The sequence below is a fragment of the Pseudomonas sp. 2 genome (assembly GCF_056627435.1).
In genome coordinates, this window is record NZ_JBWXNG010000001.1 from 175,067 (window position 1) to 198,719 (window position 23,653).

The window sequence follows — 23,653 nt, forward strand, 5'->3', positions numbered from 1 at the left end:
TCATCGCATAGATTGAGCTCTAAATAATTTAAATCCATTGCATGCCAGAATACAGGACAGTCATGAATCGTAGACAGCTGATTAGTGCCTTGGGGCTCGCGACCGTTGGAGCTCCATTTAGAGCACTTTCATATCAACAATGCAATCCGCTGGGTGCCTGCGAAGTCGGCATATCCATGCAAAGGCTTCAGGAAACCTATGCAGCGCAGCGCATGTCTCAGTGGTGTTGGGCAGCATCAATTCAGATGGTTTTCTCCTACTATGGCTTCTATGTAAACCAAGAGGATATTGTTCTACGAGCGTATGGAACAATCGACAACATACCTGCCTTATCAGGTGTCGTTATTTCTCAAGCACTGACACGACGCTGGACAGACACCCGAGGTAAGCGATTTGATGTCCGATTGATCGCAGCGTACGACGCAGACTCAGGCGTGTATGCGATTAACAATCAACTCATATTAGAAAGTCTCGCGCAAGAACGCCCATTGATATTTGGCAACCTCTCTCATGCAATGGTGTTGACCGCCGCTGCTTTCCAAAACACCCCAGCCGGTCCTCATATCATTAACTTAGGTTTTATGGACCCTTGGCCGGGCAACGGGATCCGGGGCTTGAATGATCCAGGAGAGTTGGTTCCTATGCACCTAGGTGGGCATATTCGCTATCTCGCCTTACCGATTGTCACACCGGTATAACGATTCTCTTGCAGCGCGCTGGACTCAAAGACCGCCGACTTGACTGACGGCGGTTTGTTTTTAGAAGTAATAGCAAAGGATTCAACCCACCGAAAATCGCTCGGCCTGCATCCCCTGTGGTGCCACATACATTTCCATGTTCTGCCGTGCCGGTTCCCAGTGTTCGAACACCAATCTGGCCACCGCTTCTTCGTCACGCCGCTCGATGGCTTCGATGAACAGGTCGTGCTGGGCGACGGCCAGTTCAAGGTGCTTTTCCATCTGTTCGTTGTGCGGCCGGTACACGGTGTCACCGATGCGCGCGTGGTCGATCAGCAGGCGATCGAGGCTGGCCTGCAGGTATTTGTTGTCAGCCATCTCGCCCATGATCGCGTGGAAGCGGTTGTTCTCCAGCACCATCGCGTAGGCGTCGCGCTCGGCGGTGGCGGTGCGAAAGCGCAACTGGGTGGCCTTGAGTTCGTTCAGTTGCGCAGGCCGGAAGTTGTGCACGGCCAGGCGGCCGATGGCGGCATAGATCATGGGCGCCACCTGGAAGAAGCTGCGCAGTGTGGTGTGGTCCATGGGCACCACGCGCGTGCCGCGGTTCTCGCGGATCTGCACGTAGCCCTCGCCTTCCAGGCGGCGGAAGATTTCACGGATCGGCGTGCGGGAAATGCCATAGCGCTCGCTCAGCGTCAGCTCGTCCAGGACTTCATCGGGGCAGAGCTCCATCGTCAGGATCTGGCGCTTCAAGTCTTCGTAGATCGTTGTCTTGCTGTCCCTCACACACAACCTCCGGCTTATCAAGGTTTTGGCGACTCGCCTGGTGAGACGTCGTCGCGCGCGTTCGTTGATTGAACGACTCGTTGTACACAGATTGTACATAAATCGGCGAACCACGGGCTGCGCTCAAGACGATCACAGATAATCCCCTACAAAAACCATAGATATACTTTGTGTATACATCGTGTATTCTCCCGCTCGACTGCCAGGTGCGGCGATCCGCCGCGCCTGTTCTGCCCAGGAAAACCAAGCATGGTTTTTTCTGAGCGTCATCCACCACCCTTTGCAAAGAGTTGAGTTTTCATGGGAGTTACAAGAAGGAATCTTCTGATCGGCGCTGGCGTCGGTGCCGGTGTCGTGGCCTCGGGTGGGGCCGCCAACCTGTTGTCGGACGGCCTGCCAAGCGACCCGTCGTCGCTGCAGCGCATCGCCTCGCTGCCCAAGGACGACGCCGATCCGGGCTGGTTCCACACCAGCCGCGTGCGCCAGCCGAAGGCGCCGCTGATCGGTGACGCTCAGGCGCCGTGGGTGGTGATCGGTGGTGGCTTCACCGGGCTTGCCGCCGCGCGCCAGTTGGCGCTGAACTTCCCCAACGACACGGTGATTCTGGTCGAAGCCCAGCAGGTCGGTTTCGGCACCTCGGGTCGCAACGCCGGTTTTCTGATCGACGTTCCCCACGACATCGGCGCGCCGGACTACATCGGCAACCCGGCCACCGCCACGCAGATCCTGCACCTGAACCAATTCGGCCAAGGCAAGCTGCGTGATCTGGTCGACGAGCACAACATCGTCGATGCGCACCTGCGCCACTCCGGCAAATATCAGGCGGCCATCGAAAACAAAGGCATCGCCGTGCTCAATGCCTACAAGGGCGGCCTGGAAAAACTCGGCGAGAAGGTCGAAATCATCGAAGGCTCCGAGCTGCGCGATCACATCGGCACCTCGTTCTACCGCAAGGCGCTGTACACCCCGGGCACCATGCTGGTTCAGCCGTCGGCGCTGGTCAAAGGCCTGGCCGACAGCCTGCCCGAGAACGTCAAGCTGTACGAAGACACGCCGATCACCGCCGTCGACTATGGCCAGAAAACCGTGCTGCACCACCCGACCGGCCGCATCACTGCCGACACCCTGGTGCTGGCCAACAACGCCTTCGGCGGCTACTTCGGTTTTCTGTCCGGGACCATGCTGCCGATCTTCACCTACGGCAGCCTGACCCACCCGCTGACCGCTGCCGAACAGGCAAGCATCGGCGGCAAGGAATTCTGGGGCGTGATCCCGGCCGACCCGTTCGGCACCACCCTGCGTCGTACCCACGACAACCGCATCCTGGTGCGCAACAACTTCAGCTTCAACCCGGACGGCCGCTCCAAGCCCGGCTACACCGACAAGTTCCGCGTCGCCCATCGCCAGTCCTTCGAGCGCCGTTTCCCAGAACTCAAGGAAGTGCCGTTCGAACACACCTGGGGCGGCGGCCTGGCGATGACCCGCAACGGCGCCGGTTTCTTCGGTGAACTGCGCCCCAACGTCTACGGCGCGCTGGGCTGCAACGGTCTGGGCACCGTGCGTGGCACCGCCACCGGCACGCTGCTGGCCGACATGCTGGCAGGCAAGAAACACCCGCTGACCGAGTACCTGCTCTCGGCGCCGAAACCCAACTGGAACCCGCCACAGCCGTTCCTGTCGATGGGCGTGAATTTCACCCTGCGCAAAGGCATGTCTGACGCGGGCCTCGAGGCCTGATCTTCAAGCCTGATTCCCGGGCCTGACGCAAGACCCGGACGCAGCAGCCTGTGCTGGCGCTGCGTCCGCCCGGGTGTCTTCCTTCATTTAAAAGGATGTAACGCCATGATCCGCCCACTGCTGATCAGCTTCACTGCCCTCTCCTTCTGCAGCCTCGCCAACGCAGCGCCTGCGGTCCACCAGATCGACGTCGCCTACGACATCGCCAACCCGCTGCGCCCGGGTGCCAAGGCACCGTACTGCGATGCCCAGGTGGAAACCGTCGATGGCTGCACCTTCCACAGCGTCGCAGGCGACACCTATGACGCACATCTCTCGCGCAAGCCCGGCGAAACCTGGATCGCCAGCCCTTCCGACGCCGCGACGATCAAGATCCAGAACATCCCGGAACAGGACGTCGCAGACGGCACTCAGTATCAACTGATCAAAATCGCCCCATCGCCGAAAAAGAATGCCGACGCCACCGTCACCTTCGACCGGCTTTCCGGTGAGCCGGGTTCGCTCAAGGTCATCGAGCGGCGGCGGATCACGGTCATGGTGCATCCGGGGTAAGTGCCGGTCGCGGGCTCAGCGGTCGGCAGATCGCAGAATTTGCCCGAGCGCTACGCTATGCCCGCAGGGTCGATACGGGCGCCACGACTCAGCGCGCCAACCCGGAAACGCCCAGCCTCTGAAGTGCGTTGTCCAGCGAGGCTTGCTCGGTGCGCGCGTAAATCTCAAGCTCGTCCAGGGTTTCACGCCCCAGCGCGCGCTGGAACGCCTCGCGGTTGGCCATTTCGGCGTAGTGCGCCTGGGCGTTGTCGCCCAGGTTGGACTGGAAGATCCCCGCAGCGCTGACCGGCAGGAAGTCCTCGTACACCAGCGGCTCATACGCCAATGCGCCACTGGCGAGCAGCGCATCGACATCGTTGGAGGGTGTATGCGGCTTGTCGGTGGCGCGGTAGCGGAAGAACGCCAGTTGTTCGCGCCGCAGGGTCTCGTAGTCATCCGGGAAGGCCTTGAAGGCGTCGGACAGCAGTTCGCTGTAGCGCACTGCGTTGGCCTCTGACGGAAAGCCGCCCAGCGCTTCGCGGGCCTGAGCCAGCAATGCGTCGTACAGCGCTCGCCCTTTCGGCGTCAGGGCCACGCCGCGCTGTTCGATCTCGCCGAAACGCGCCGAATGGCTGCCCTGCTCCACGCCGTTATCGCCGACGAAATCGATGGCCTCGTTGAGCGCCTTGAAGCTGGTCTGGCGCAGCAGAATCGGGCATTGCCGGCGTGGCGGGCCTTCGATCACAGCCTTGGGTGTGATGCCGCGAGACGGCATGTCGGCCTGCACCTGGTCGATGTCCAGCGTGCGCGGGGTCAGGTGATTGATGTGCGGGCCCTTGAACGCCACCACGTCGGCGATCAAGCGGTGCGCGCCGTCCAGCCGTTGATAGTCGGCCAGGCTCACAGTGGTCTGGCCGTGCCAGCGGAAGGTCTCCAGCGCCTGACTCACGAACTCATTGGCTGCTGCTTCGCTCAATCCGCCTTCGCGTTCGGCTTGTTCGATCAGTTCCACGGCGCGCGAGGTGAAGATCTGCCGCGCAGCCAGCGTGCGTTCGGCAAAGGCACGCAGTTCGGCGTCCTTGATCAGCTCCATGCGCAGCAGCGAGGTGAACACGCGAAACGGGCTGGCGCGCAGGGCCGCTTCGTCCACTGCGCGAAAGGCCGTGGAGTGCACCGGTACGCCTGCAGGCGTCAGGTCGTAATAGCCGACCGGCTGCATGCCCATGACCGCGAACAGACGGCCCATGGTCGCCAATTCCTGAGCGGTGCCGACGCGGATCGCGCCGTGGCGTTCCAGGTCCAGGCGCTCCAGTTCCCCGGTATGGGTCAAGGCCTGGGCCAGTTCGGGATGTGTGTCGAGGGTGCGGCGGTTGGTGTCGGCGACCAGTTGCATCAGGTCGCCGTACAGCGGAACTTCCTCCTGATACATGGCGCTCATGGCCCGGGAAAAGTCGGCACGAATACGATCAGGCGAAACGAAATTGCTCATCAGACAAGTCTCCGCTCAGGCCAATTGAGCCAGGCATGTTTCCAGAATGGTCAGGCCTTCTTCCAGGATGGCCGGTTCGGTGGTCAGGGGTGGCAGCAGGCGGATGATATGCCGCGCCTTGCCGCTCGGCATCAACAGCAGGCCCGCCTTGCGGGCGCTGGCCAGCACGGCCGCCAGGTGCTGTGGTGCGGGGCTGCCGTCGGCATTGATCAGCTCCAGGCCACGCATCGCGCCTACACCCGTCAGGCGGCCGATGCAGGGGAAGCGTTCCTTCCAGCGGGCATGCTGACGGGCAATCGTCTGGCCCTGGATTTCGCCCCAGCGCGACAGGTTTGCATCGGTCATCTGCGCCAGCGTGGCCAGGCCCGCCGCGCAGGCCAGCGGGTTGCCGGAATACGTGCCGCCCAACCCGCCCTTGGGCAGCGCGTCGAGCAGCTCGCGACGGCCGACCACCGCCCCCAGCGGCACGCCACCGGCCATGCTCTTGCCCACCAGCAGCAGATCGGGCTCGATACCCAGCCGGCTGAAACCGAAGCGTTCGCCGGTGCGGCCGAAACCGGATTGCACTTCGTCGATGACCAGCACGATGCCGTGGCGGTCGCAGAACCCGCGCAGGGCCTTGGCAAAATCGGCGTCCAGCGCCAGGAACCCGCCCTCGCCCTGCACCGGCTCGATGAAGATCGCGCCGATTTCCTCGACATCGATCTCCACGCTGATCAGCCGCTCCAGCGCCTTGAGCGCCTGCTCGGCCGTGACGCCAGTGTCGACGCTCGGGTAAGGCAGGTGAAAGACTGGCCCGGGCAGGCTGCCGACCTTCTGCTTGTAGGGTGCGACCTTGCCATTGAGGTTCAGCGTCGCCAGAGTTCGACCATGAAAGCCGCCGTCAAAGGCAATCACGCCGCCGCGCCCGGTGGCGGCCCGAATGATTTTCAGCGCATTTTCCGCCGCCTCCGCGCCACTGTTGGTGAGCATGCCGGACACCGGATAACTCACTGGCACAAACCCCGCCAGGGCCCGCATGTAGGCGCCGTACTGGTCGTGGGGCACGGCGTTGAACGCGGCGTGGGTCATGCGCCCGGCCTGCTCGCGAATGGCAGCGACGACGCCTTCGTTGCAATGCCCCAGATTGAGCACGCCGATGCCGCCGATGAAATCGATGTAACGCTTGCCGCTGGTGTCCCAGACTTCGGCGTTGCGGCCGTGGGTCAATTCCACGGGGTGCACGATGTTGATCGATTGGCTGATGCAGTCCTGATTCATGGCCCGTTGCAGTCCTGATGAAAGTGGCTCCATTCAAGCGATCAGGCGTGGGCAAGACAAACGATAAATAGTCGCGGGGTCATTCCATCGATTCATGCAGCGCAAGGGTTTTGGCTGTAGCGCAAGACTGGGTTAGGGTGTGGGATCTCACTCATTGGGTTATCTGTTCATGTCCCTCACCAGCGCCCGACTGATCTACCGCCGCCCCTCGATGCACGACGCCGACCGCCTGTTCCAGATCTACAGCGACCCGCAGACCCAGCAGTTCAACCCTGCCGGGCCCTTGCGCGATCCGGCTCAGGCCAGCGCCTTGCTCGACGCCTGGATCGGGCATTGGGCGCAGCATGGCTGGGGCTGGTGGGCGATTGCCGAGCGGGCGACGCCTGAGCACGTGATCGGCTTCGGTGGTGTGGCTTATTACGATTATCTGGGTGAGGCGAGGGTCAATGTCGGCTACCGCTTTGCGACTGAGGCGTGGGGCAAGGGGTTTGCGACCGAATTAGGGCATGCGGCGCTTGAACATGCGTTTTCGACGCTGGGCATCGAGCGGGTCTGGGCGCTGGTGCGACCGGATCATCAGGCGTCGATCAAGGTGCTGGAGAAGATCGGCATGCAGCGCGCAGGGACCCTGGATGATGTGCCGGGGGAGGCTCAGAGCCTGGTTTTTCAGGTTTTTTGCGTGATGACAGGTGAAGGTGAACGTCAAGATCAAGATCAAGATCAAGAGCGTTCTTCCTAACGTCAGACCTGTTTCGACTTCGTCGAGTTACTTGATGACCCCAAGTAACCAAGGGTTTGGCGCTCCCTGTCCGGCCCGGCTTCGCCGGGTTCCCTCCTTCCGGCATTGCTCCGTGGGCCCGGCGCGAATGGGCCATCCATGGCCCCGCGCCTCGCGCGGCATCCTGCCGCTTGGCCCACTACTCAATGCCTCCACTCGGCCTCCCAAAGTCGCAATTTGTGGCGTCTGTGAGATTCGCGTACGAAGATCAAAATCAAAAACGGGTATACACCGCCCCGTAGCAGCACGGCTTGCCGGCGGGGCGATCTTGAGGGCGACCCGCGAGCAAGCTCGACTGCTACGGTTTTGAGAACACCACATCCCCGTAGCAGTCCGGCTTGCCGGCGTTCTGGCGCGCAGCGGCAGTAAAATCAGGCGACTGGAGTGTGTCAGGTAAGCCGCGTGCACAGGATTTGCTGCCGCTTCGCGCCAGGTCGCCGGCAAGCCGGACTGCTACGGGGACGGCGTTAGCCGGTCGAGGGCGTTGGCAAGTCGCTTTTGATTTTGATCTTCATGCACGCATGTCCAGGCGACACATAACGCGACTTGGGTGCAGGCCGAACGCAGGTGATGTGGAGTGGGCCAAGCGGCAGGATGCCGCGCGAGGCGCGGGGCCATGGATGGCCCTTTCGCGCCGGGCCCACGGAACATCGCCGGAGAGAGGGAACCTCGACGAAGTCGAGGCCAAACCAGGAGCAAAAGCCCTTGGTTACTTGGGGCTTTTCCAAGTAACTCGACGAAGTCGAAACAGGTCTGACGTTAGGAAGAACGCTCTTGATCTTGACCTTTAGCGGCCTAAACCGAGCACTCCACAACTTCACCCTGCCACCCACCACCACGACGCCGCGCAATCACCAGACAATCCCCCATCCCAGACGCACTCACGACCAACTCCCCGCCCGCCGCCCAGAACGCACTGCGCCCCGCGCAGGCCCAACCGCCGGAAGGCCCGCCATGATTGGCCATCAACACACCGAGCGAATGCTCCCGCGCATAGCCCTGCAACAGGCCACTGTCCCGCGGATAACCGCCCTCACCGATCAACACGCTGGTGGCGTAAATACCCGCGCCCGCATCGGCCGCCGCCTGCACATGGCTGGCATGGGTGAAATCGGCACACACCGACAACGCAATCCGTTCGCCCCCCAGCATCAAGGCATCACCGCCAGAACCTGCGCTGAATACCACCTCCTCCCCCGGGTGCATATGCTGCTTGCTGTAAACCGCCTGCGAGCCATCATCCGCGAAAACCAGCGCGCCGATCAGGATGTCGTCAGAGTCCGCCTGACGCAGCGGCAAGCCGACGACCGTGGTCATCGCCGTCTGCATGGCGAGATCACGCAGCGGCTGCAACCGCGCACTGTCAGGCGCAAGCGCCAGCTTACGGGCAAGGGTCGGCTCGTAGCCGGTCAGGGACAACTCCGGGAACATCAGCAACTGCACGCCATGCTTGGCGGCATGGCGCATCAGGCGCAAGTGGCCTTCGATGTTGGCGTCGAGGTCACCGGCAGTCGAACAGAATTGGGCAGCGCAGAGAACAAGATCAGTCATGGCAATCGAGGTCAGGAAAAGGTGCGCAGGTTATACCGCATCTGGCCTGCGCTTTCTCGGCAATCCTCAGCAAACCGGGCCGATCACTTGCTGACCCGGCGCAGTACCCTGGATAACTGGTCCACCGAATACGGTTTGTGCAGCAGTTCGAAACCATCGGCACCATGCTCGGCCAGCACGTGACTGTAGCCGGAGGTCAGCACCACCGGCAGTTTCGGGTAGAGCCTGCGCAGTTCGTAGCCCAGATCGATGCCGCCCATGCCGGGCATGACGACATCGGAAAAGACCACATCGAAACGCTCGACGTCCGCTTTCAGTTCGGCCAGTGCATCGTGGGCGTTGCTGGCGAGCACCGTCACATAACCCAGTTCGGTGAGCGCATGGGTGGTGAAAACGCCAACATCGGCATTGTCCTCCACCACCAGCACGCAGAGCCCGTGACCGTCTTCCAGGCCGTCATCGGCGCCGGATTGATCCTGGGTGCGAGGCTCGGCTTCGACCCGTGGCAGAAACAGCGTGAAGGTCGTGCCTTTGCCCAGTTCGCTGGCCACGGTGATTTCGCCGCCCGACTGCTTGGCGAAACCAAACACCTGGCTCAACCCCAGCCCTGTACCCTGGCCCACGCCCTTGGTGGTGTAGAACGGCTCGAAGATGCGCTCAAGGTGCGTCGCCGGAATGCCGGTGCCGGTGTCCGTGATCGACACGGCCACGAACGGTCCGCTGACCACACCGTGCAATCGCCCGGCCGGCATCGACTCGAGCACGCGCACCGCCACCGTCAGCTTGCCTTGGCCGTTCATGGCGTCGCGGGCGTTGGCGACCATGTTGACCAGCGCGGTGTCGAACTGGCTCAGGTCGGCGTTGACGAAACAGGCCTCGTCGGGAAGGTCGGTGGCCACTTCGATCATCGAGCCGGTGAGCGTGCCGATCATGCCGCTGATGGCCCTGACGCTGTCACACACGCCAAACACTTCAGGCTTGAGCGCCTGCCGGCGGGCGAACGCCAAGAGTTGGCCGGTAAGTTTCGCGGCGCGGTCCACCGTCTCGGAGATCGCCGTGACGTAACGCATGCGGCGTTTTTCGTTGAGGTCCGGACGCATGAGCAGATCGGTGGATGAGCGGATGACGGTCAGCAGGTTGTTGAAGTCGTGGGCCACGCCGCCGGTCAACTGCCCCACCGCTTCCATCTTCTGCGACTGGCGCAGCGCCTCGGCCTGTTCACGCTCGGCGGTGACGTGGCGGCCAGCGGCGTAGACCCGGCCTTCCTGGAAAGCGCCGGTCCAGCTGAACCACTTGTAGGTGCCGTCCTTGTGCCGCAGCCGGTATTCATAGGGCACGGTCAGCGGCGCGAAGGCGATGCCGTGGAAGATTTTCACCGCGCTTTCCAGATCGTCCGGATGGGTGTACTCGGTGAACCGCACGCCGACCAGTTCCTGCTCCGACCAGCCCAATTGCTCGGGCCAGCGGGCATTCACCTCCTCCAGCGTGCCGTCAGGCGAGACAATCGCCAGCAGCTCCTGGGACAGCCCCCAGGCACGATCGCGCTCGCGGGTGCGCGCTGCAAGCTTGGCTTCCTGTTCCTTCTCGGCGGTGATGTCCCGCGCGCTGCAATACACCTTGCCGTCTTCGAGCACCGCCACCCAAGACAGCCAGCGGTAGCTGGAATCCCGGTGCTGGCAGCGGTTTTCGAAACGCAGGATGGGCCGGCCCTTCACCGCCTTGGCGAACACCGCGCGGCTGGCCTCCAGATCATCGGGGTGAACGAACGAAAGAAAGGTGGCGTGGGCGTCCTCCGGCGACCAGCCCAGGGTGATGCGCCAAGCCGGGTTGGAGGCCTCGATGACGCCTTGGGCGTCGATCACCGAGAGCAGGTCCGGGCTGAGCATCCAGGTCCGGCTTCGGGCATTGGCGCGCTCGTTGACCTTGCGCTCCAGCTCGGAATTGAGCGCCAGCAGCTCATCGTTGCTGTGGCGCAGGCGCTGGTCGGTGCGATGCCGTTCGATGGCCAGGGCCGCGGTCTGCGCGATGACGGCGATGGCTTCGATGTCGCTCTGGGTCGGCGCCCGGGCTTCGCTGTAGTAAACCGCGAAAGTGCCCAGTACCACGCCATCGGCGGCCTTGATCGGCATCGACCAGCAGGCATGCAGGCCATGGGAGGTCGCAAGATCGGCGTAGCCTTCCCACAAAGGGTCGGTGGCGATGTCGGTGACAAACACCGGCGTGCCTCGGGCCGCCGCCGTGCCGCACGAACCGATGCCCTCGCCAATGGCAATGCCGTGGATCGCCTCGTTGTAGGCCGCAGGCAGACTGGGCGCCGCGCCGTGGAGCATGTACTGGCCGTCGTCGCTGAGGAACAGGATGGAGGCGATCATGTTTTCGCTTTGCGCTTCGACCGCCAGCACCAGATCGCTAAGCACCTCCGACAGCGGCACCCCTGAGGCGATCTGCCCCAGCACGCGCTGCTCCCGCTCGATGACCGCCTTGGGCGAATAACTGCCTCCCAGCGGGGAGACGTCGATGGAGGGCTTGGCAGCGCAGTTGTCAGACACGGAGGTCACTCGCAACAGGAAAATCTTCTGGTTTAGTGAGAGGGCGATCCGGCCCGGGCGAGAAATGCGACCTGCCCTGCGAGCGACGACAACGCTGGCAGGGCCGATTCGTAAATGACTGTAACCCCGGCGCAAGACAGCGGGGCCATGCGACCGGGGGAGCTCTCGCGTGCTCATCAGTAGAGAGCGCTGGCGCCCGCGAAAATTCAGTATTTATTTTCGCGAAGATCCACGTCCGAAGCCGAGGACCGCCCCAGGCGCGCAACCGTTTATCGCGGATTCGTGATTTTTTCAAACTTTTCCGCTGCCCGCGCCAGTCACAACGCTAACGCGATGGGCAAAGACACCATCGCCTTTACGTTCTGTTCCTATCCCAAAAAGAGGCATCGACACATGAACAAGAAACTGACTTGCCTGCTGGCCATGGCCGGACTCACCTGCGTACTGGCCGGCCCGGTGATGGCCGAAACCAGCCCTGCCACCAACAGCAACGGCACGACCATGAAAGGTCCGTCGGCACCTTCCGACGGTAAGGCGACCTCCTCGGGCGACTCTTCGCAGCCCAAGGGCACCAATGGCGCAGCCACCCAGGGCACCGCGCTGCCGGGTTCCGGTGGCGAAGCTGGCAGCGGCGGCAACTCGGGGTTCGGCAACAAGACCTCCTCCGGTGCAGGCTCCACCGACAGCGACAGCACCAACAAGAAGTGACCCCACAACCGCGGGCGTCTGCCGCGCCCGCGGTGTCCATGAACGACTTGGCAAAACCGACTGATCCAGGCCGGCTCGATGCCGACTGCATCACGTGGAACCGGCAAATCACCCGCAAAGCCATCGGTCGATGGCACAATTCCATGACTTGATGGTTATGGAGACCCGTATGTTTCGTGTGTTTGAGCGCTGGCTCGACCCCTTCCCGCCCGATGAAGTGCCGCCGCCACCCGTGGGCCTGGCCCGGTTCCTGTGGGCCTGCACCCGAGGGGCGCGGGGCTATGTGCTGGCGCTTGCGCTGCTCAGCGCCGGTGTTTCGATCTACGAAGCCTGGCTGTTTTCCTTCCTCGGCCAGGTGGTCGACCTGCTGTCCGCCTGGCAGAAAGACGGCACCGTCAGCGCCCAGGAAACCGGCGTGCTGTGGGGCATCGGCGTCGTGCTGTTGACCAGCGTCGTGCTGGTGGCGCTGCGCACCATGGTTCAGCACCAAGTGTTGGCGATCAACCTGCCGCTGCGCCTGCGCTGGGATTTCCACCGGCTGATGCTGCGCCAGAGCCTGTCGTTTTTCTCCGACGAATTCTCCGGCCGCGTCACCACCAAGGTGATGCAGACCGCGTTGGCGGTGCGCGAAGTGCTGTTCACGGTGATCGAAATCGCCCCGGGCATCGGCGTGTACTTCATCGCGATCATCGCTTTGGCCGGTGGCTTTGCCCTGAAACTGATGCTGCCGTTCATTGCCTGGATCGTGCTATTCGGCGTTGCCATGCGCTACTTCGTGCCGCGTCTGGGCAAGGTCGCCCAGGAACAGGCCAACGCGCGCTCGTCGATGACCGGGCGGGTCTCTGACGCCTACACCAACATCACCACGGTCAGCTGTTCTCCCACTCCAAACGCGAGGCGCACTTCGCCCGCGCGGCGATGGAAGACTTCAAGCAGACCGGCTTTCGGCAGATGCGCCTGGTCAGCCAGTTCGAGATCGTCAATCAGGCGCTGGTCGTCGCGCTGATCATGAGCGCGGGCGGCTATGCATTGTGGCTGTGGCATCTGGGCGAAGTCGGCGCCGGTGCAGTGGCGGCGATCACCGCCATGGCGCTGCGCATCAATGGCATGTCGCACTGGATCATGTGGCAGATGACCTCGCTGTTCGAGAACATCGGCACCGTGCAGGACGGCATGGAAACCCTGACCCGCGGCCCCAAGGTGCAGGACGCGCCGAACGCCGGCGAGCTGACCACCCGCGGCGGCGCGGTGACCTTCGAAAAGGTGAGCTTCAACTACAACGGCGAGCGTCAGGTCATCAATGACCTGAGCCTGAGCATCCAGCCCGGCGAAAAAATCGGCCTGGTGGGCCGCTCCGGCGCGGGCAAATCGACCCTGATCAACCTGCTGCTGCGCTTCTACGACGTCGACAGCGGGCGGATCCGCATCGACGGCCAGGACATCGCCCACGTCACCCAGGACAGCCTGCGCGGCGCCATCGGCATGGTCACTCAGGACACCTCGCTGCTGCACCGCTCGATTCGCGACAACATCGCCTACGGCCGCCCGGACGCCACCGACGCGCAGATCCAGCGCGCCGCTGCCAACGCCCAGGCGGATGTGTTCATCAGCCAGTTGAGCGACAAACAGGGCCACACCGGCTATGACACGCTGGTCGGCGAGCGCGGCATCAAGCTCTCCGGCGGCCAGCGTCAGCGGATCGCCATCGCCCGGGTGATGCTCAAGAACGCGCCGATCCTGCTGCTGGACGAAGCCACCAGCGCGCTGGATTCGGAGGTCGAAGTGGCGATTCAGGAAAGCCTGGACGAGATGATGCAGGGCAAGACCGTCATCGCCATCGCCCACCGCCTGTCGACGATCGCAGCGATGGACCGGCTGATCGTCATGGACGAAGGCCGGATCATCGAACAGGGCACCCACGCCCAGTTGCTGGAAAAGAACGGCGTTTATGCACGGCTCTGGCAGCATCAGAGCGGCGGGTTCCTCGGGGAGGATCAGGGCGTGATCGAGGCCGTCGAGTAAACGCAGACACGCGCTGACAGCCCGGGTTATCAGCGCGTGACAGGTTAGAAGTAGCGAATCAGATCACGCCACTTCGGCCGCAGTGAGTGCGGGATAGTCGCTGTAACCCTGGGCGTTGCCGCCGAACAGCGTGGCTGGATCGAGAGCGGCCAATGGCAGGTCGCGCTCCAGACGCAGCGGCAGATCCGGGTTGCCAACGAACGCTCTGCCGAAAGCCACCAGGTCCGCATAGCCCTTGGCAATCACCCACTCGGCGCGGGCGCGGTCGTAGTGGCCGGCGACGATGATCGGGCGGGTGAAACGCTCGCGCAGCTCCTGGCGAAACGCTTCGGTGAACACCGGTGCATCGTCCCAGTCGGCTTCCACCAGATGCAGGTAGCCGATGCCCTTGGCCTGCAGGTATTGCGCCGCTTCCAGAATGGTCGGCAGTATGTCCGGGCAGTCCATGCCGCGTGCGGTCAGGAACGGGGCCAGGCGAATCGCCGTGCGTTCGGCACCGATTTCATCGCTGATCGCGTCGATCACTTCCCGCAGAAAACGCAGACGATTGCTGCGCGAGCCGCCGTATTCGTCGGTGCGGGTGTTGGACGTGGTGCGCAGGAACTGGTCGATCAGATAGCCGTTGGCGCCGTGCACTTCAACCCCATCGAAACCGGCCTCGATCGCCCGGCGCGCGGCCTGGCGGAAATCGTCGACGATCTGCGCGATCTCGCTGCGGCTCAACTCCCGAGGCGTTGGGCAATCGACCATGGCGCCTTGCCCCGTGGCCGGATCGACTTTCCAGATCTGCCCTTCGAACGGCACCGCAGAGGGCGCTACCGGCAGCTCGCCCTGATGAAAATCCGGGTGCGACATGCGCCCGACGTGCCACAGCTGGAGGAAAATCCGCCCGCCTTTTTCGTGCACGGCCTGGGTGATGCCGCGCCAGCCTTCGACCTGCGCCTGGCTGTAGATGCCGGGGGTGAACGAGTAGCCCTTGCCCTGGGGCGAGATCTGGCTCGCTTCGGTGACGATCAGGGCCGCCGAGGCACGCTGGGCGTAGTACTGCGCGTTGAGGGCGTTCGGCACATCGCCTGGCTGGGTGCTGCGGGCGCGGGTCATGGGCGCCATCACCACGCGATGCGGAGCGTCCAGGCCTGCGAAACGGATGGGGCTGAATAACGAAGAAGGCGTTGTCATGGTGAATCTCCTGAGCCAGTGAAGTGGATGGGCTCAGTCTGTGGCCAGACACTGAATTTGATAATTGGGCTAATCTTTGAGGGATTTTCAAAAAAAACGGAACAATAAGGATTTCCCTATATGGACAACCTGGAAGCCATCCGCCTGTTCGTCGAGGCCGCTCAACTGGGTGGCCTTTCTGCGGCCGGTCGCAAACTCGGGCTGTCACCGGCGGCGGCCAGCGCCCGCTTGCTCAAGCTCGAAGCGTCGCTGTCCACTCGCCTGTTCGAGCGCACCACACGGCAATTGCGGCTGACCGACGAAGGCCGGCTCTATTTGCAGCATTGCCGCCAGGCGTTGCAGGCGCTGGACGATGGCCGCGCAGCGCTCTCGGAAGAAAAGAAAGAGATTCGCGGCAAGATCCGCCTGTCCGCCACCTCGGACTTCGGCCGCCACGTGCTCAATCCCTGGCTGGATCAGTTCACCGCCGACTATCCCGACGTGGTCCCCGCGCTGTTGCTGTCCGACACGCTGTCGCATTTGATCGTCGACGAGGTCGACTTGGTGATCCGTTTCGGCGTGCCGCCGGACAGCTCGCTGATCGCCCGCCCCCTGGCCGACAACCACCGCGTACTGTGCGCCGCGCCCGGCTATCTGCAGCGTAAAGGTCGGCCGGAACATCCGGACCAGTTGGCCGATTTCGATCACATCGTCTCCGGGCAGTCGGGCTGGGCCAGCGAATGGCGCCTGCAACGCGGGGCAGAAACCGCGCTGTTCAAGGTGCCGCTGGAAGCTGCCCGGGAAACCAACGACGGTGCGCTGGCCCGGCAGTGGGCCATCGATGGCCATGGCATCGCGCTGAAATCGATCTGGGACGTCAGCGCCGACCTCGCCGCAGGCCGCCTGATCCGGGTGATGCCTGACTGGCAAACTGCGGAGGCGCCGGTTTACGCGCTGTACCCGCGCAGCCGTTACCTGGCGCCGCGGGTGCGCGCCTTGCTGGACTTTCTGCGTGAGCGCTTCGAGCAGGCGGCGAAGGAAATCGTCTTTTGAACCGATCGGTCGTAATCGAATAGCACCGACATTTCCAAAAATTTTGAAAATCCGTCAAACGCCAGGCCCATTTTCAAACTGCTGCCCTGTTCGCACACTGGCGGCATCAAATCAGCAACGCAGGGCATCCCCATGCAACTGGACCACGCCAACATCGTCACCCCGCATCTCGCGCAGGCCGTGACGTTCTTCACCGACATCCTCGGCCTCACCCTCGGCCCGCGCCCGAACTTCGCGGTGCCCGGCGCCTGGCTGTACAGCGAAGGCCGGCCGTTGATTCACTTGAGCCAGGCCACCGGCGGCCTGCCTGCGGCGCGGCTGGCGTCGCGCATCGACCACGTCGCCCTGCGCCTGGCCAGCCTGGATGAATGGAACGCCCTGCTCGAGCGCTTGAATGCGCGGGGCATCGACTACCAACTCAATGCCGGCGCCCACGTACAAGACCTGCAACTGTGGGTCGAGCCAGTTCCCGGCGTGACCGTCGAAATGACCGTTGCCCGCTGAGGCGGGCCATTTGCGCTGTTGATCTGGCACGGGGCCATCGATTATCTTGATAAGGATTCGCATTTGCGAACCTGTCAAACTTTCGCGGCTTCCCATGACTCTACCCATCGCCTGCGCCCACCGCGCCAACGTGGCAACCCTGTACGTCGAGAATCACAGCTGGATCCAGCAATGGATCAACCGCCGTCTGGGCAATGCAAGCGATGCGGCGGAACTGGCCCAGGACGTGTTCGTGCGCCTGCTCGCCAAGCCTCGGGCATTCGACAGCGACGAGCACGCCAGGGCCTACTTGAGCCGCGTGTCGCTGCGCCTGCTGGACAGGACCTACTACCAGACGGTGGGGACCTCGACCTACGGGAATACCTATGGGGATCCAAGGAATTTCATGCTGACGGTGCGGGCGACGTATTGAGGGGGTGGGGCGAGTTCCACAGGGTTTCTCGCCCCGGCCATGCGGTATGCCTGTTACATCGTCGCTTCACGGAGTCGAGTATCCCCCTGACTCGAAGGACTCTGGAGAAACAGCTCATCATCATTCAACCGGTCAGGGAGATGGCTCTTGAGGAACGCTATCCACGTTCGGACTTTGGCGTCGAGGTACTGCCTGGACGGGTACACCACCGACAGCGTGCGCGAATGTGCCCTCAGCGTTGGAAGCACCCTGATCAGTTGCCCGCTTTTCACGTATTCGGCGGCCACATAATCGGGAATCAAACAGATCCCCATATTCTCTTTGGCCGCCTGGACCATTGAATTGGCCACATTCAGCCGGATGCGTTCTTTACCCGGAACAACGCCGGAATCGACCCCGTCGAACTCCCAACCACTTGGAAAGTCCGGGTCATTCAAACCAATGCAATCATGCATTGCCAAGTCTTGAATGCTGTTGGGAACTCCCCGTTGCGCCAGATATCCAGCGCCCGCACAGAGCACACTGTAAGTGACACCCAGCGCCTGGGCGATGAAGCTTGAGTCATGCACTCGACTGCCCGATGAAATCATCAGGTCGAATGCCCCCGCGATAAGATCAGGCGACTTTTGAGAGAGCACAAGTTCGAAATCCACGTCAGGGTAGAGCGTCGAATATTTCGCAATCAAAGGCACAATATGGTATTGGCCGATGCCATTGGGCGCGTGCACCTTCAGCGTGCCAAACGGTTTTGTCAGAGCGCTGGCCGCCTCAAGCTCAGCGTCCTGAACTTCATTAATGATGCGCCTGCATCTTTCCAGGTAGCGCACGCCCGCCTCGGTCAACGACAGCTTTCTCGTTGTCCTGTGAATGAGCTTGGTTTTTAGATGCCTTTCCAGATCAGACACGCATCTGGAGGCGTGGGTCGTGGTGTGTCCGAGGACCTCGGCGGCGGCAGTAAAACTGCCCCGCTCAGCCACACGAATAAAAACTTGCATTGAAGTCAGAATATCCATGACGACCTGCGTGATGTCTCCAATCGCTGAGCGTTCGTCTGCCTGTCATGGCAGAGCGCGAATACGTTACCGCCGAGAAGCGTTAGACCACTCGATGAAAGTCACCCTCCAACGACAGTCCTGTGTACCTCCAGTGCATTGCGCTCGACCCAGTTATGATGCAGCCGGCCATCAGCACCGACTTCCCAGATGGCCGTTCCGAGCATTTCAAACGGGGTGAGGCATTGCCTTCCGGCAAAAAAGCCCTTGTTGCGGCCACTCAACTTCCAGCGTGACGCCACGCGAGTACCTTCCGCATTCTGGAACGTTTCAATGCTCTCGAACTTGAAGTCTTCGATCTTCTGCAGAAAAGCCTCGATCCACTGGATAAACGCATCACGACCTGCAATATCCACACCGCCACTGGTGATGACAAAATCCTCTGCAACGAATCGCTCGGCGGCACGCGCGTCGCGAGCCGACCATACTTCTCTCCAAAACTTTTCGACCACCTGTACTGCGCTGTTATCGCTCATGACATTTCCTCTCGCTTAAAAACAGTAAAGAACCGGCGAACGACGCTTCCATTCGCGGTGTACTAACGCTTGAATCATTGAAACCTTCCCGGTGCCAGTCACTTGAACATCGGCTATGTCATCCAACGGGTAAGTGAGGGTTTCAATATCATTCAACCTTGATAATTCAGTGCTCGAACGGTGAATGCCTCGTAGTCCAATCGCTGCTCGAACTTATCGGCCGACTCCTTATGGGCATCACTGACCTGCGCATCGGGCGTTCGCCGATAATCCTGCAATGCCACATCGAGACTTTTGGCAACCACTTGCAGGCAATAGCCATAATCAATGACCACATCCGCTGCGCCTTGCCAGACTTGCCGATCGCGAATCTGATCCAGATTGATCGTGACGAACTTGCACTCGGGAACCTGTCGCCGAATGGCTTTCAGTTGCTCGGGCGATGCGCCGTTGGCAAATACATATTCGATCCCGATCTCCACGAAGGCGCGTATTCGCCTGATGGCCTCCTGCGGCTGTTTGAGCGCCCAGATGGCGTCAGTCCGCGCCATGATGATGAAGTCGGGGCTCTTGCGTGCGTCCAATGCCGCCCGCAGGCGAGCGAGCATCATTTCAAGTGGAATCAGCGTCTGGGGCAGATTGGTGTGTTTACCGCCCGCATGGTCTTCGATATGAATCGCGGCAACACCGGCTTCTTCGAACGATCTGACCGTGCGCCAGATATTGGCCGGGTCAAAAAAGCCGCCTTCAGCATCAGCGATCACAGGCACATCCACTGCCTGGACGACCTTGCGGGCATGCGCCACCAACTCGTCCAGTGTCAGCGCGCCCACATCCGGCAGCCCGTAAGCGGCCGCAGCGGTCGCATAACTGCCGATATAAACGGCTTCGAAACCTGCGCCCTGAACCATTCGAGCACTGAATGCGTCATAAGCGCCAGGCAGCACCAGGGTTTGGGTGCGCTCAATAAGGGTGGTTAATGTGTTCATGATCAATGCCTCACTGCCTGTATACCCTTGTCAATGAATTGAATACCGCGAGGTATCAATAAGGGGCCTGTTGTAACAGCTGGATCAGTCCGCCCACTTGTAAAGTTCGCATTTGCGTAGGGCTGAACGCCTGAAAGGCGATCTCTTTTTTTTGAGTCAGGTTGGTAATGACGTGGCGCACCCAATCAACTTCCAGTTCATCCCAACGTTCAACGGTGTCCAGAATTCCGCCGCAGGTGATCTGCGGGAACCCTTCTGCCATTTCTCCCAACCAATATCCGGGTGAATAGGATTCGGCGATGACCGCAGAAATACCGACTGCGCGCATGGCCATCATCGGTGGATAATGCGGATGTCCATAACCGAAGTTCTTACCGCCAATGACCAAGTCCCCCGCACGCACCTTGGCGGCAAAATCGTTTTCATACTCGCTCATCATCACGGCAACCATGTCATCAACGTTTTTCATGCGTATGTTCTGCACGCCAATTATCTGGTCCACATCGAAGTTGTCTTCTTCGAAAATGAACGCCACTCGCCCCCTTAGATTTTTCATCGCCACATACTCTTCATAGATAGTTACGAGGGTCCGCGATTCGGCCTTCGATTGCAGAGGCCGCCACTACCGCTGCACTGCACAAATAGATTTCGGCGTCGACGCTGCCCATTCGGCCTTTCACGTTCAAGGTGCCAGTGGAGACTGCGCGTTGCCCGGCGGTCATGAGGCCAATGCGTCCATAGCAGAAGTCGCAACTGGGCGAAGACACGAAGGCTCCAGCCTCGATCAGGGTGGTGATCAACCCCTCGCGCGTCGCCTGCGCCATGATTTCCTGGCTGGTCGGCACCACGTTCAGGGCAAACCCATCGGCGACCTTGCGCCCTTTCAATACTTGAGCGGCGATGCGCAGGTCATCCAGTCGACCCGAGGCGCAGGAGCCCAGATAACCCACTTGAATCTCGCGCCCCAGATGCTCGGAAAGCGGCTGCACATCCGCAGGACTTGGAGGTACGACGACGGCGGGCTCGAGTGTCGACAGGTCTATCCGGTAGCGTGAGACATACTCGGCATCCGGATCGCTCGCCACAGGAGCGAAGCGGATCCGGCCTTTGTCGCGAGCCGCTTGCAGCCGCGCCTGGTCCAGCTCCACGATGGCGGACAGCGCGCCAGTAAACATGGCCATTCCCGTGATCGTTTGCAGGCCATCGGAGCTCAATTGCGCAACCCCGGCGCCCGCAAGTTCAAGGACCTGGAAGCAGCAGGCGCTTGGTCCCATCACCCTCACCATATGGTGAAAGACATCACGAGCCATCACGCCCGGTCTTAATGCACCGTATAGCTCGACTCGAACAACGCCGGGCACCGTCAATGTGATGGTTTCCTTGACGAAAGCTTCGAGCATGTTGCGGTGAATACCCAATGCCAGTGCTCCGAATGTCCCCAGTTGAGCAATATGTGGATCGAAGTGCACGATAAGCGCCCCAGGGGCGGCATATCCGGCTTCTGATGCCACTTGATGACCAATGCCCTTGCGCTCGTGGAGTTCGACCCCCTGCGCGGCGCACCAATGCCGGGTATTGATATGGAAATCTTCTTCGGCAGCACTGATGGTCGGGATCATGTGATCGATAAAGACGCCAAATCGGCTGGGGTCCGAGAGCTTCGAAATGCCAAACTCCTCTTTCATTTGCCGGAAGTAGTTATCGGTGTAGCCAGGGAAGTCATACGCCAGCACGAAATCCGGCTTGACCTTGATTTCCTCGCCAGCGCGTACTGACGGCAAGCCTGCGGCGCGAGCGAATATTTTCTCTACGACGGTATGACCCATTTTTCAATCTCCACCGAGGAACACATATGGCTTGGCAACGCCTGCCCACTGCGTCTTGGCTGCCAAGGACATTCACCCTTTTGCGATCTCGGCAGAACGTTGCGAGAAGAATGGTCGCCCAGCGGCAAGGATTCGACAAACGGATAAAACAACTTTTTGAAATCAGAATTTCGAATAGATTGTTCAGTGACAAACGCAGGATGTACGTTGGGACGCTGTCAGCAGATATTGTCATTCAGTTGCGAGGCTTCTAGGATTCTCACCATTGAGTCGTTTTACGAGATGAACCATGGCGCTTTTGGATGTTGAAATTGACTTGCTTCGAGCGTTTGTCGCCGTCGTGGAGTCAGGGAGTTTCACCTCGGCCGCCGAGGTGATCGGAAGGTCACAGTCTGCGGTCAGCCAGAAAATCCTGCGGCTGGAAGAGATTCTCGATATCCGGGTGTTCGAGCGCACCAGCCGCTCACTCACCCTGACTCGGGAAGGTGAGCATCTGCTGATTTCGACTCGACGGATGCTTGGGCATTACGACGGCTTTCTCAGGGAGGTCCGGTCACCTTCCCGCGTCAAGCTGCTGCGTCTGGGCATATCGGAGAATCTGGTGCCTACTCAACTTCCGCGGTTGCTATCCCAATTCACCAGCCTTCACCCGGAGGTTCAACTGGAACTCTCCACGGGGCTGAGCCATCAGCTGCTGGCTGAACATGAAGCCGGCCAACTGGATATCGTCATCGCCAAGCGCAAGATGAGCAATGCCGGCAAGGGGCGCGTCATCTGGCGCGAACCCTTGGTCTGGATGGCGGCTAGCGACTATGAGATGAACCCGTTGGCGCCGCTTCGCCTGGTCATGATGCGGCCGCCTTGTGCTTATCGCGCAATCATGATCGAAACGCTTGCGGAGGTTAAACGCGAATGGGTTTCGGCATGTCTGGCGAGCAACCTGATGGGTGTCCAGGCAGCGGTTTGCGGTGGGTTGGGGATTACCGCTCTGGGGGCGTCATTTCTTCAGCAAGGCATGAGCATTGTCGACAGCTCGATCGGCCTGCCGTCACTTCCCAGTACTGAAGTCGCCGTCATTGGCGACGATCCGAATTTCGAACCGCTTACTCAACCCTTGGTATCGATTCTCACGCAGGGGTTGATGTCGAATGGGCAACTGACGTAAGCACCATCGACCACTCAGCACGGTGCCCGACCTTCGATCAATTCACGGCGGGCCAGGATGGCCTCTGCGCAATGCGTCATGAACGCAGAAACCCGCGCAGACTTTCTGATATCCGGATGCGTGAGAAGCCATAACTGGCCCTGAATCGATAATTCAGCAGTGTGAAGCCGGACCAGGTCGCATTGCAGATCAGCATGCATGCACGGAAGCATTCCGACACCGATTCCTGCCTTGATCGCCGCCATGACTCCGGCCAGAGAATCGCTGCGATACATGATTCGATCCGGGCAGACGTTCTGGCGGATGAATCTGGCGGCATCGAGCTCCGATAAACGTCCGGCAAACGATATCCACTTGCGGCTGAATAGATCGTGCAACTGATATGAACCTTCCTGGAAATCGCTGCGGCGACCGTACACCGCCCAGGCGATCGTCGCCAATCTCCTGCCCACGAGATTCTCGGGTGGAGAAAGGGTCGCGCGCAACGCGATGTCCGAGTCGCCTCTGGCCAGGTTGAGCGGTCGGTTGTCAGCGATGACATCGATCCGGATTCCCTCGTGCTGCGTCTGGAAATCTGCGACGACAGGTGTCAAAAAGTCCAGCAACAACGCATCGCTCGTCGTGACCCGCAGGTGGCCGACAGAGGTATTTGAGGCGTACACAACCTTGCGCACCGAATTGTGGATTTCACATTCCACTCTATTGCTCAAGGCGATGAACTCCGCACCGGAACTGGTCGGAACGTAGCCGTGGCGACGACGATCGAACAACGCAACGCCTAATCGATTTTCCAGCGCAGAGAGGCGCCGTGAAATGGTTGAATGATTCATGCCCAGGGCATCGGCGGCCATGACAAGACCGCCTTGTTCATTTATCGCTTTGACAATGCGCAAATCATCCCAGTGAAGACTTTTGAGAAGATTGAACATG

21 protein-coding genes and 1 pseudogene are annotated in these 23,653 nt (G+C 61.0%); 10 read left to right on the top strand and 12 right to left on the bottom strand.

The annotated features are described in order from the left end of the window. The first annotated feature begins 62 nt into the window (after positions 1-62). Positions 63-698: a cysteine peptidase family C39 domain-containing protein gene (locus AC1MEK_RS00770; protein WP_480394348.1), complete on the top strand. Its 636-nt coding sequence runs from the start codon at positions 63-65 to the stop codon at positions 696-698. Positions 699-779: 81 nt separating this feature from the next. Here AC1MEK_RS00770 and AC1MEK_RS00775 read toward each other — a convergent pair whose 3' ends face one another. After that, positions 780-1,463 (bottom strand): GntR family transcriptional regulator, encoded by a 684-nt coding sequence (locus tag AC1MEK_RS00775; protein ID WP_480394349.1) that lies wholly within the window; start codon positions 1,461-1,463, stop codon positions 780-782. A 414-nt stretch (positions 1,464-1,877) separates the two neighbouring features. On the opposite strand from AC1MEK_RS00775, the gene AC1MEK_RS00780 reads away from it, so the two are divergent. Together AC1MEK_RS00780 and AC1MEK_RS00785 are read left to right on the top strand one after the other, a co-directional pair. After that, entirely contained in the window at positions 1,878-3,200 is a 1,323-nt protein-coding gene (locus tag AC1MEK_RS00780; protein ID WP_480394765.1) for an NAD(P)/FAD-dependent oxidoreductase, read from the top strand. Between the two features lie 105 nt (positions 3,201-3,305). After that, on the top strand, positions 3,306-3,752 hold the full coding sequence (locus tag AC1MEK_RS00785; RefSeq protein WP_480394350.1) for a hypothetical protein: 447 nt from the start codon (positions 3,306-3,308) through the stop codon (positions 3,750-3,752). An 88-nt stretch (positions 3,753-3,840) separates the two neighbouring features. On the opposite strand, the gene hglS is transcribed toward AC1MEK_RS00785, so the two are convergent. Beyond that, a complete protein-coding gene (gene hglS / locus AC1MEK_RS00790; protein ID WP_480394351.1) occupies positions 3,841-5,220 on the bottom strand; it encodes a 2-oxoadipate dioxygenase/decarboxylase HglS in 1,380 nt (459 codons plus the stop codon). Between the two features lie 15 nt (positions 5,221-5,235). Then, positions 5,236-6,480: a 2-aminoadipate transaminase gene (locus AC1MEK_RS00795; RefSeq protein ID WP_480394352.1), complete on the bottom strand. Its 1,245-nt coding sequence runs from the start codon at positions 6,478-6,480 to the stop codon at positions 5,236-5,238. Positions 6,481-6,649: 169 nt separating this feature from the next. On the opposite strand from AC1MEK_RS00795, the gene AC1MEK_RS00800 reads away from it, so the two are divergent. Further along, the gene (locus AC1MEK_RS00800) at positions 6,650-7,219 is read left to right on the top strand and encodes a GNAT family N-acetyltransferase (RefSeq protein ID WP_480394353.1); all 570 of its coding nucleotides are present in this window, start codon (positions 6,650-6,652) and stop codon (positions 7,217-7,219) included. An 834-nt stretch (positions 7,220-8,053) separates the two neighbouring features. Here AC1MEK_RS00800 and AC1MEK_RS00805 read toward each other — a convergent pair. Next, positions 8,054-8,809 carry a carbon-nitrogen hydrolase family protein gene (locus AC1MEK_RS00805; RefSeq protein ID WP_480394354.1) on the bottom strand — a complete coding sequence of 252 codons (756 nt, stop codon included), beginning with the start codon at positions 8,807-8,809 and terminating at the stop codon, positions 8,054-8,056. A gap of 83 nt (positions 8,810-8,892) precedes the next feature. Next, positions 8,893-11,358, bottom strand: coding sequence for a PAS domain-containing protein (locus AC1MEK_RS00810; protein ID WP_480394355.1), 2,466 nt, complete (start codon positions 11,356-11,358; stop codon positions 8,893-8,895). Positions 11,359-11,751: 393 nt separating this feature from the next. Here AC1MEK_RS00810 and AC1MEK_RS00815 point away from each other — a divergent pair, with 393 nt between their 5' ends. After that, positions 11,752-12,066 carry a hypothetical protein gene (locus AC1MEK_RS00815; protein ID WP_480394356.1) on the top strand — a complete coding sequence of 105 codons (315 nt, stop codon included), beginning with the start codon at positions 11,752-11,754 and terminating at the stop codon, positions 12,064-12,066. A 169-nt stretch (positions 12,067-12,235) separates the two neighbouring features. After that, a pseudogene (locus AC1MEK_RS00820) lies at positions 12,236-14,088 on the top strand (ABC transporter ATP-binding protein). Between the two features lie 63 nt (positions 14,089-14,151). Here AC1MEK_RS00820 and AC1MEK_RS00825 read toward each other — a convergent pair. Further along, entirely contained in the window at positions 14,152-15,267 is a 1,116-nt protein-coding gene (locus tag AC1MEK_RS00825) for an alkene reductase (RefSeq protein WP_480394357.1), read from the bottom strand. Between the two features lie 120 nt (positions 15,268-15,387). Between AC1MEK_RS00825 and AC1MEK_RS00830 the strand changes: the two genes are divergently transcribed. The 3 genes from AC1MEK_RS00830 to AC1MEK_RS00840 all read left to right on the top strand — a co-directional run bounded on the left by AC1MEK_RS00830 (position 15,388) and on the right by AC1MEK_RS00840 (position 17,215). Then, positions 15,388-16,299, top strand: a complete 912-nt coding sequence (locus AC1MEK_RS00830) for a LysR family transcriptional regulator (RefSeq protein ID WP_480394358.1) — start codon at positions 15,388-15,390, stop codon at positions 16,297-16,299. 132 nt (positions 16,300-16,431) lie between these two features. Beyond that, positions 16,432-16,803: a VOC family protein gene (locus AC1MEK_RS00835; protein ID WP_480394359.1), complete on the top strand. Its 372-nt coding sequence runs from the start codon at positions 16,432-16,434 to the stop codon at positions 16,801-16,803. 94 nt (positions 16,804-16,897) lie between these two features. Then, positions 16,898-17,215, top strand: coding sequence for a sigma factor (locus AC1MEK_RS00840; RefSeq protein WP_480394360.1), 318 nt, complete (start codon positions 16,898-16,900; stop codon positions 17,213-17,215). Between the two features lie 53 nt (positions 17,216-17,268). Here the strand turns inward: AC1MEK_RS00840 and AC1MEK_RS00845 are convergent, their stop codons facing one another. The 5 genes from AC1MEK_RS00845 to AC1MEK_RS00865 all read right to left on the bottom strand — a co-directional run bounded on the left by AC1MEK_RS00845 (position 17,269) and on the right by AC1MEK_RS00865 (position 21,558). After that, positions 17,269-18,228 carry a LysR family transcriptional regulator gene (locus AC1MEK_RS00845; protein ID WP_480394361.1) on the bottom strand — a complete coding sequence of 320 codons (960 nt, stop codon included), beginning with the start codon at positions 18,226-18,228 and terminating at the stop codon, positions 17,269-17,271. A gap of 101 nt (positions 18,229-18,329) precedes the next feature. After that, positions 18,330-18,743 carry an ester cyclase gene (locus AC1MEK_RS00850; protein WP_480394362.1) on the bottom strand — a complete coding sequence of 138 codons (414 nt, stop codon included), beginning with the start codon at positions 18,741-18,743 and terminating at the stop codon, positions 18,330-18,332. Between the two features lie 152 nt (positions 18,744-18,895). After that, complete coding sequence (locus AC1MEK_RS00855) at positions 18,896-19,732, bottom strand: isocitrate lyase/PEP mutase family protein (RefSeq protein ID WP_480394363.1); 837 nt, start codon at positions 19,730-19,732, stop codon at positions 18,896-18,898. 55 nt (positions 19,733-19,787) lie between these two features. Then, entirely contained in the window at positions 19,788-20,288 is a 501-nt protein-coding gene (locus AC1MEK_RS00860) for a 3-isopropylmalate dehydratase small subunit (protein ID WP_480394364.1), read from the bottom strand. A gap of 13 nt (positions 20,289-20,301) precedes the next feature. After that, positions 20,302-21,558 (bottom strand): 3-isopropylmalate dehydratase large subunit, encoded by a 1,257-nt coding sequence (locus AC1MEK_RS00865; protein WP_480394365.1) that lies wholly within the window; start codon positions 21,556-21,558, stop codon positions 20,302-20,304. 289 nt (positions 21,559-21,847) lie between these two features. Between AC1MEK_RS00865 and AC1MEK_RS00870 the strand changes: the two genes are divergently transcribed. Beyond that, complete coding sequence (locus tag AC1MEK_RS00870) at positions 21,848-22,723, top strand: LysR family transcriptional regulator (RefSeq protein WP_480394366.1); 876 nt, start codon at positions 21,848-21,850, stop codon at positions 22,721-22,723. A gap of 14 nt (positions 22,724-22,737) precedes the next feature. Here the strand turns inward: AC1MEK_RS00870 and AC1MEK_RS00875 are convergent, their stop codons facing one another. After that, positions 22,738-23,652 carry a LysR family transcriptional regulator gene (locus tag AC1MEK_RS00875; RefSeq protein ID WP_480394367.1) on the bottom strand — a complete coding sequence of 305 codons (915 nt, stop codon included), beginning with the start codon at positions 23,650-23,652 and terminating at the stop codon, positions 22,738-22,740. Between the last annotated feature and the right edge of the window lies 1 nt (position 23,653).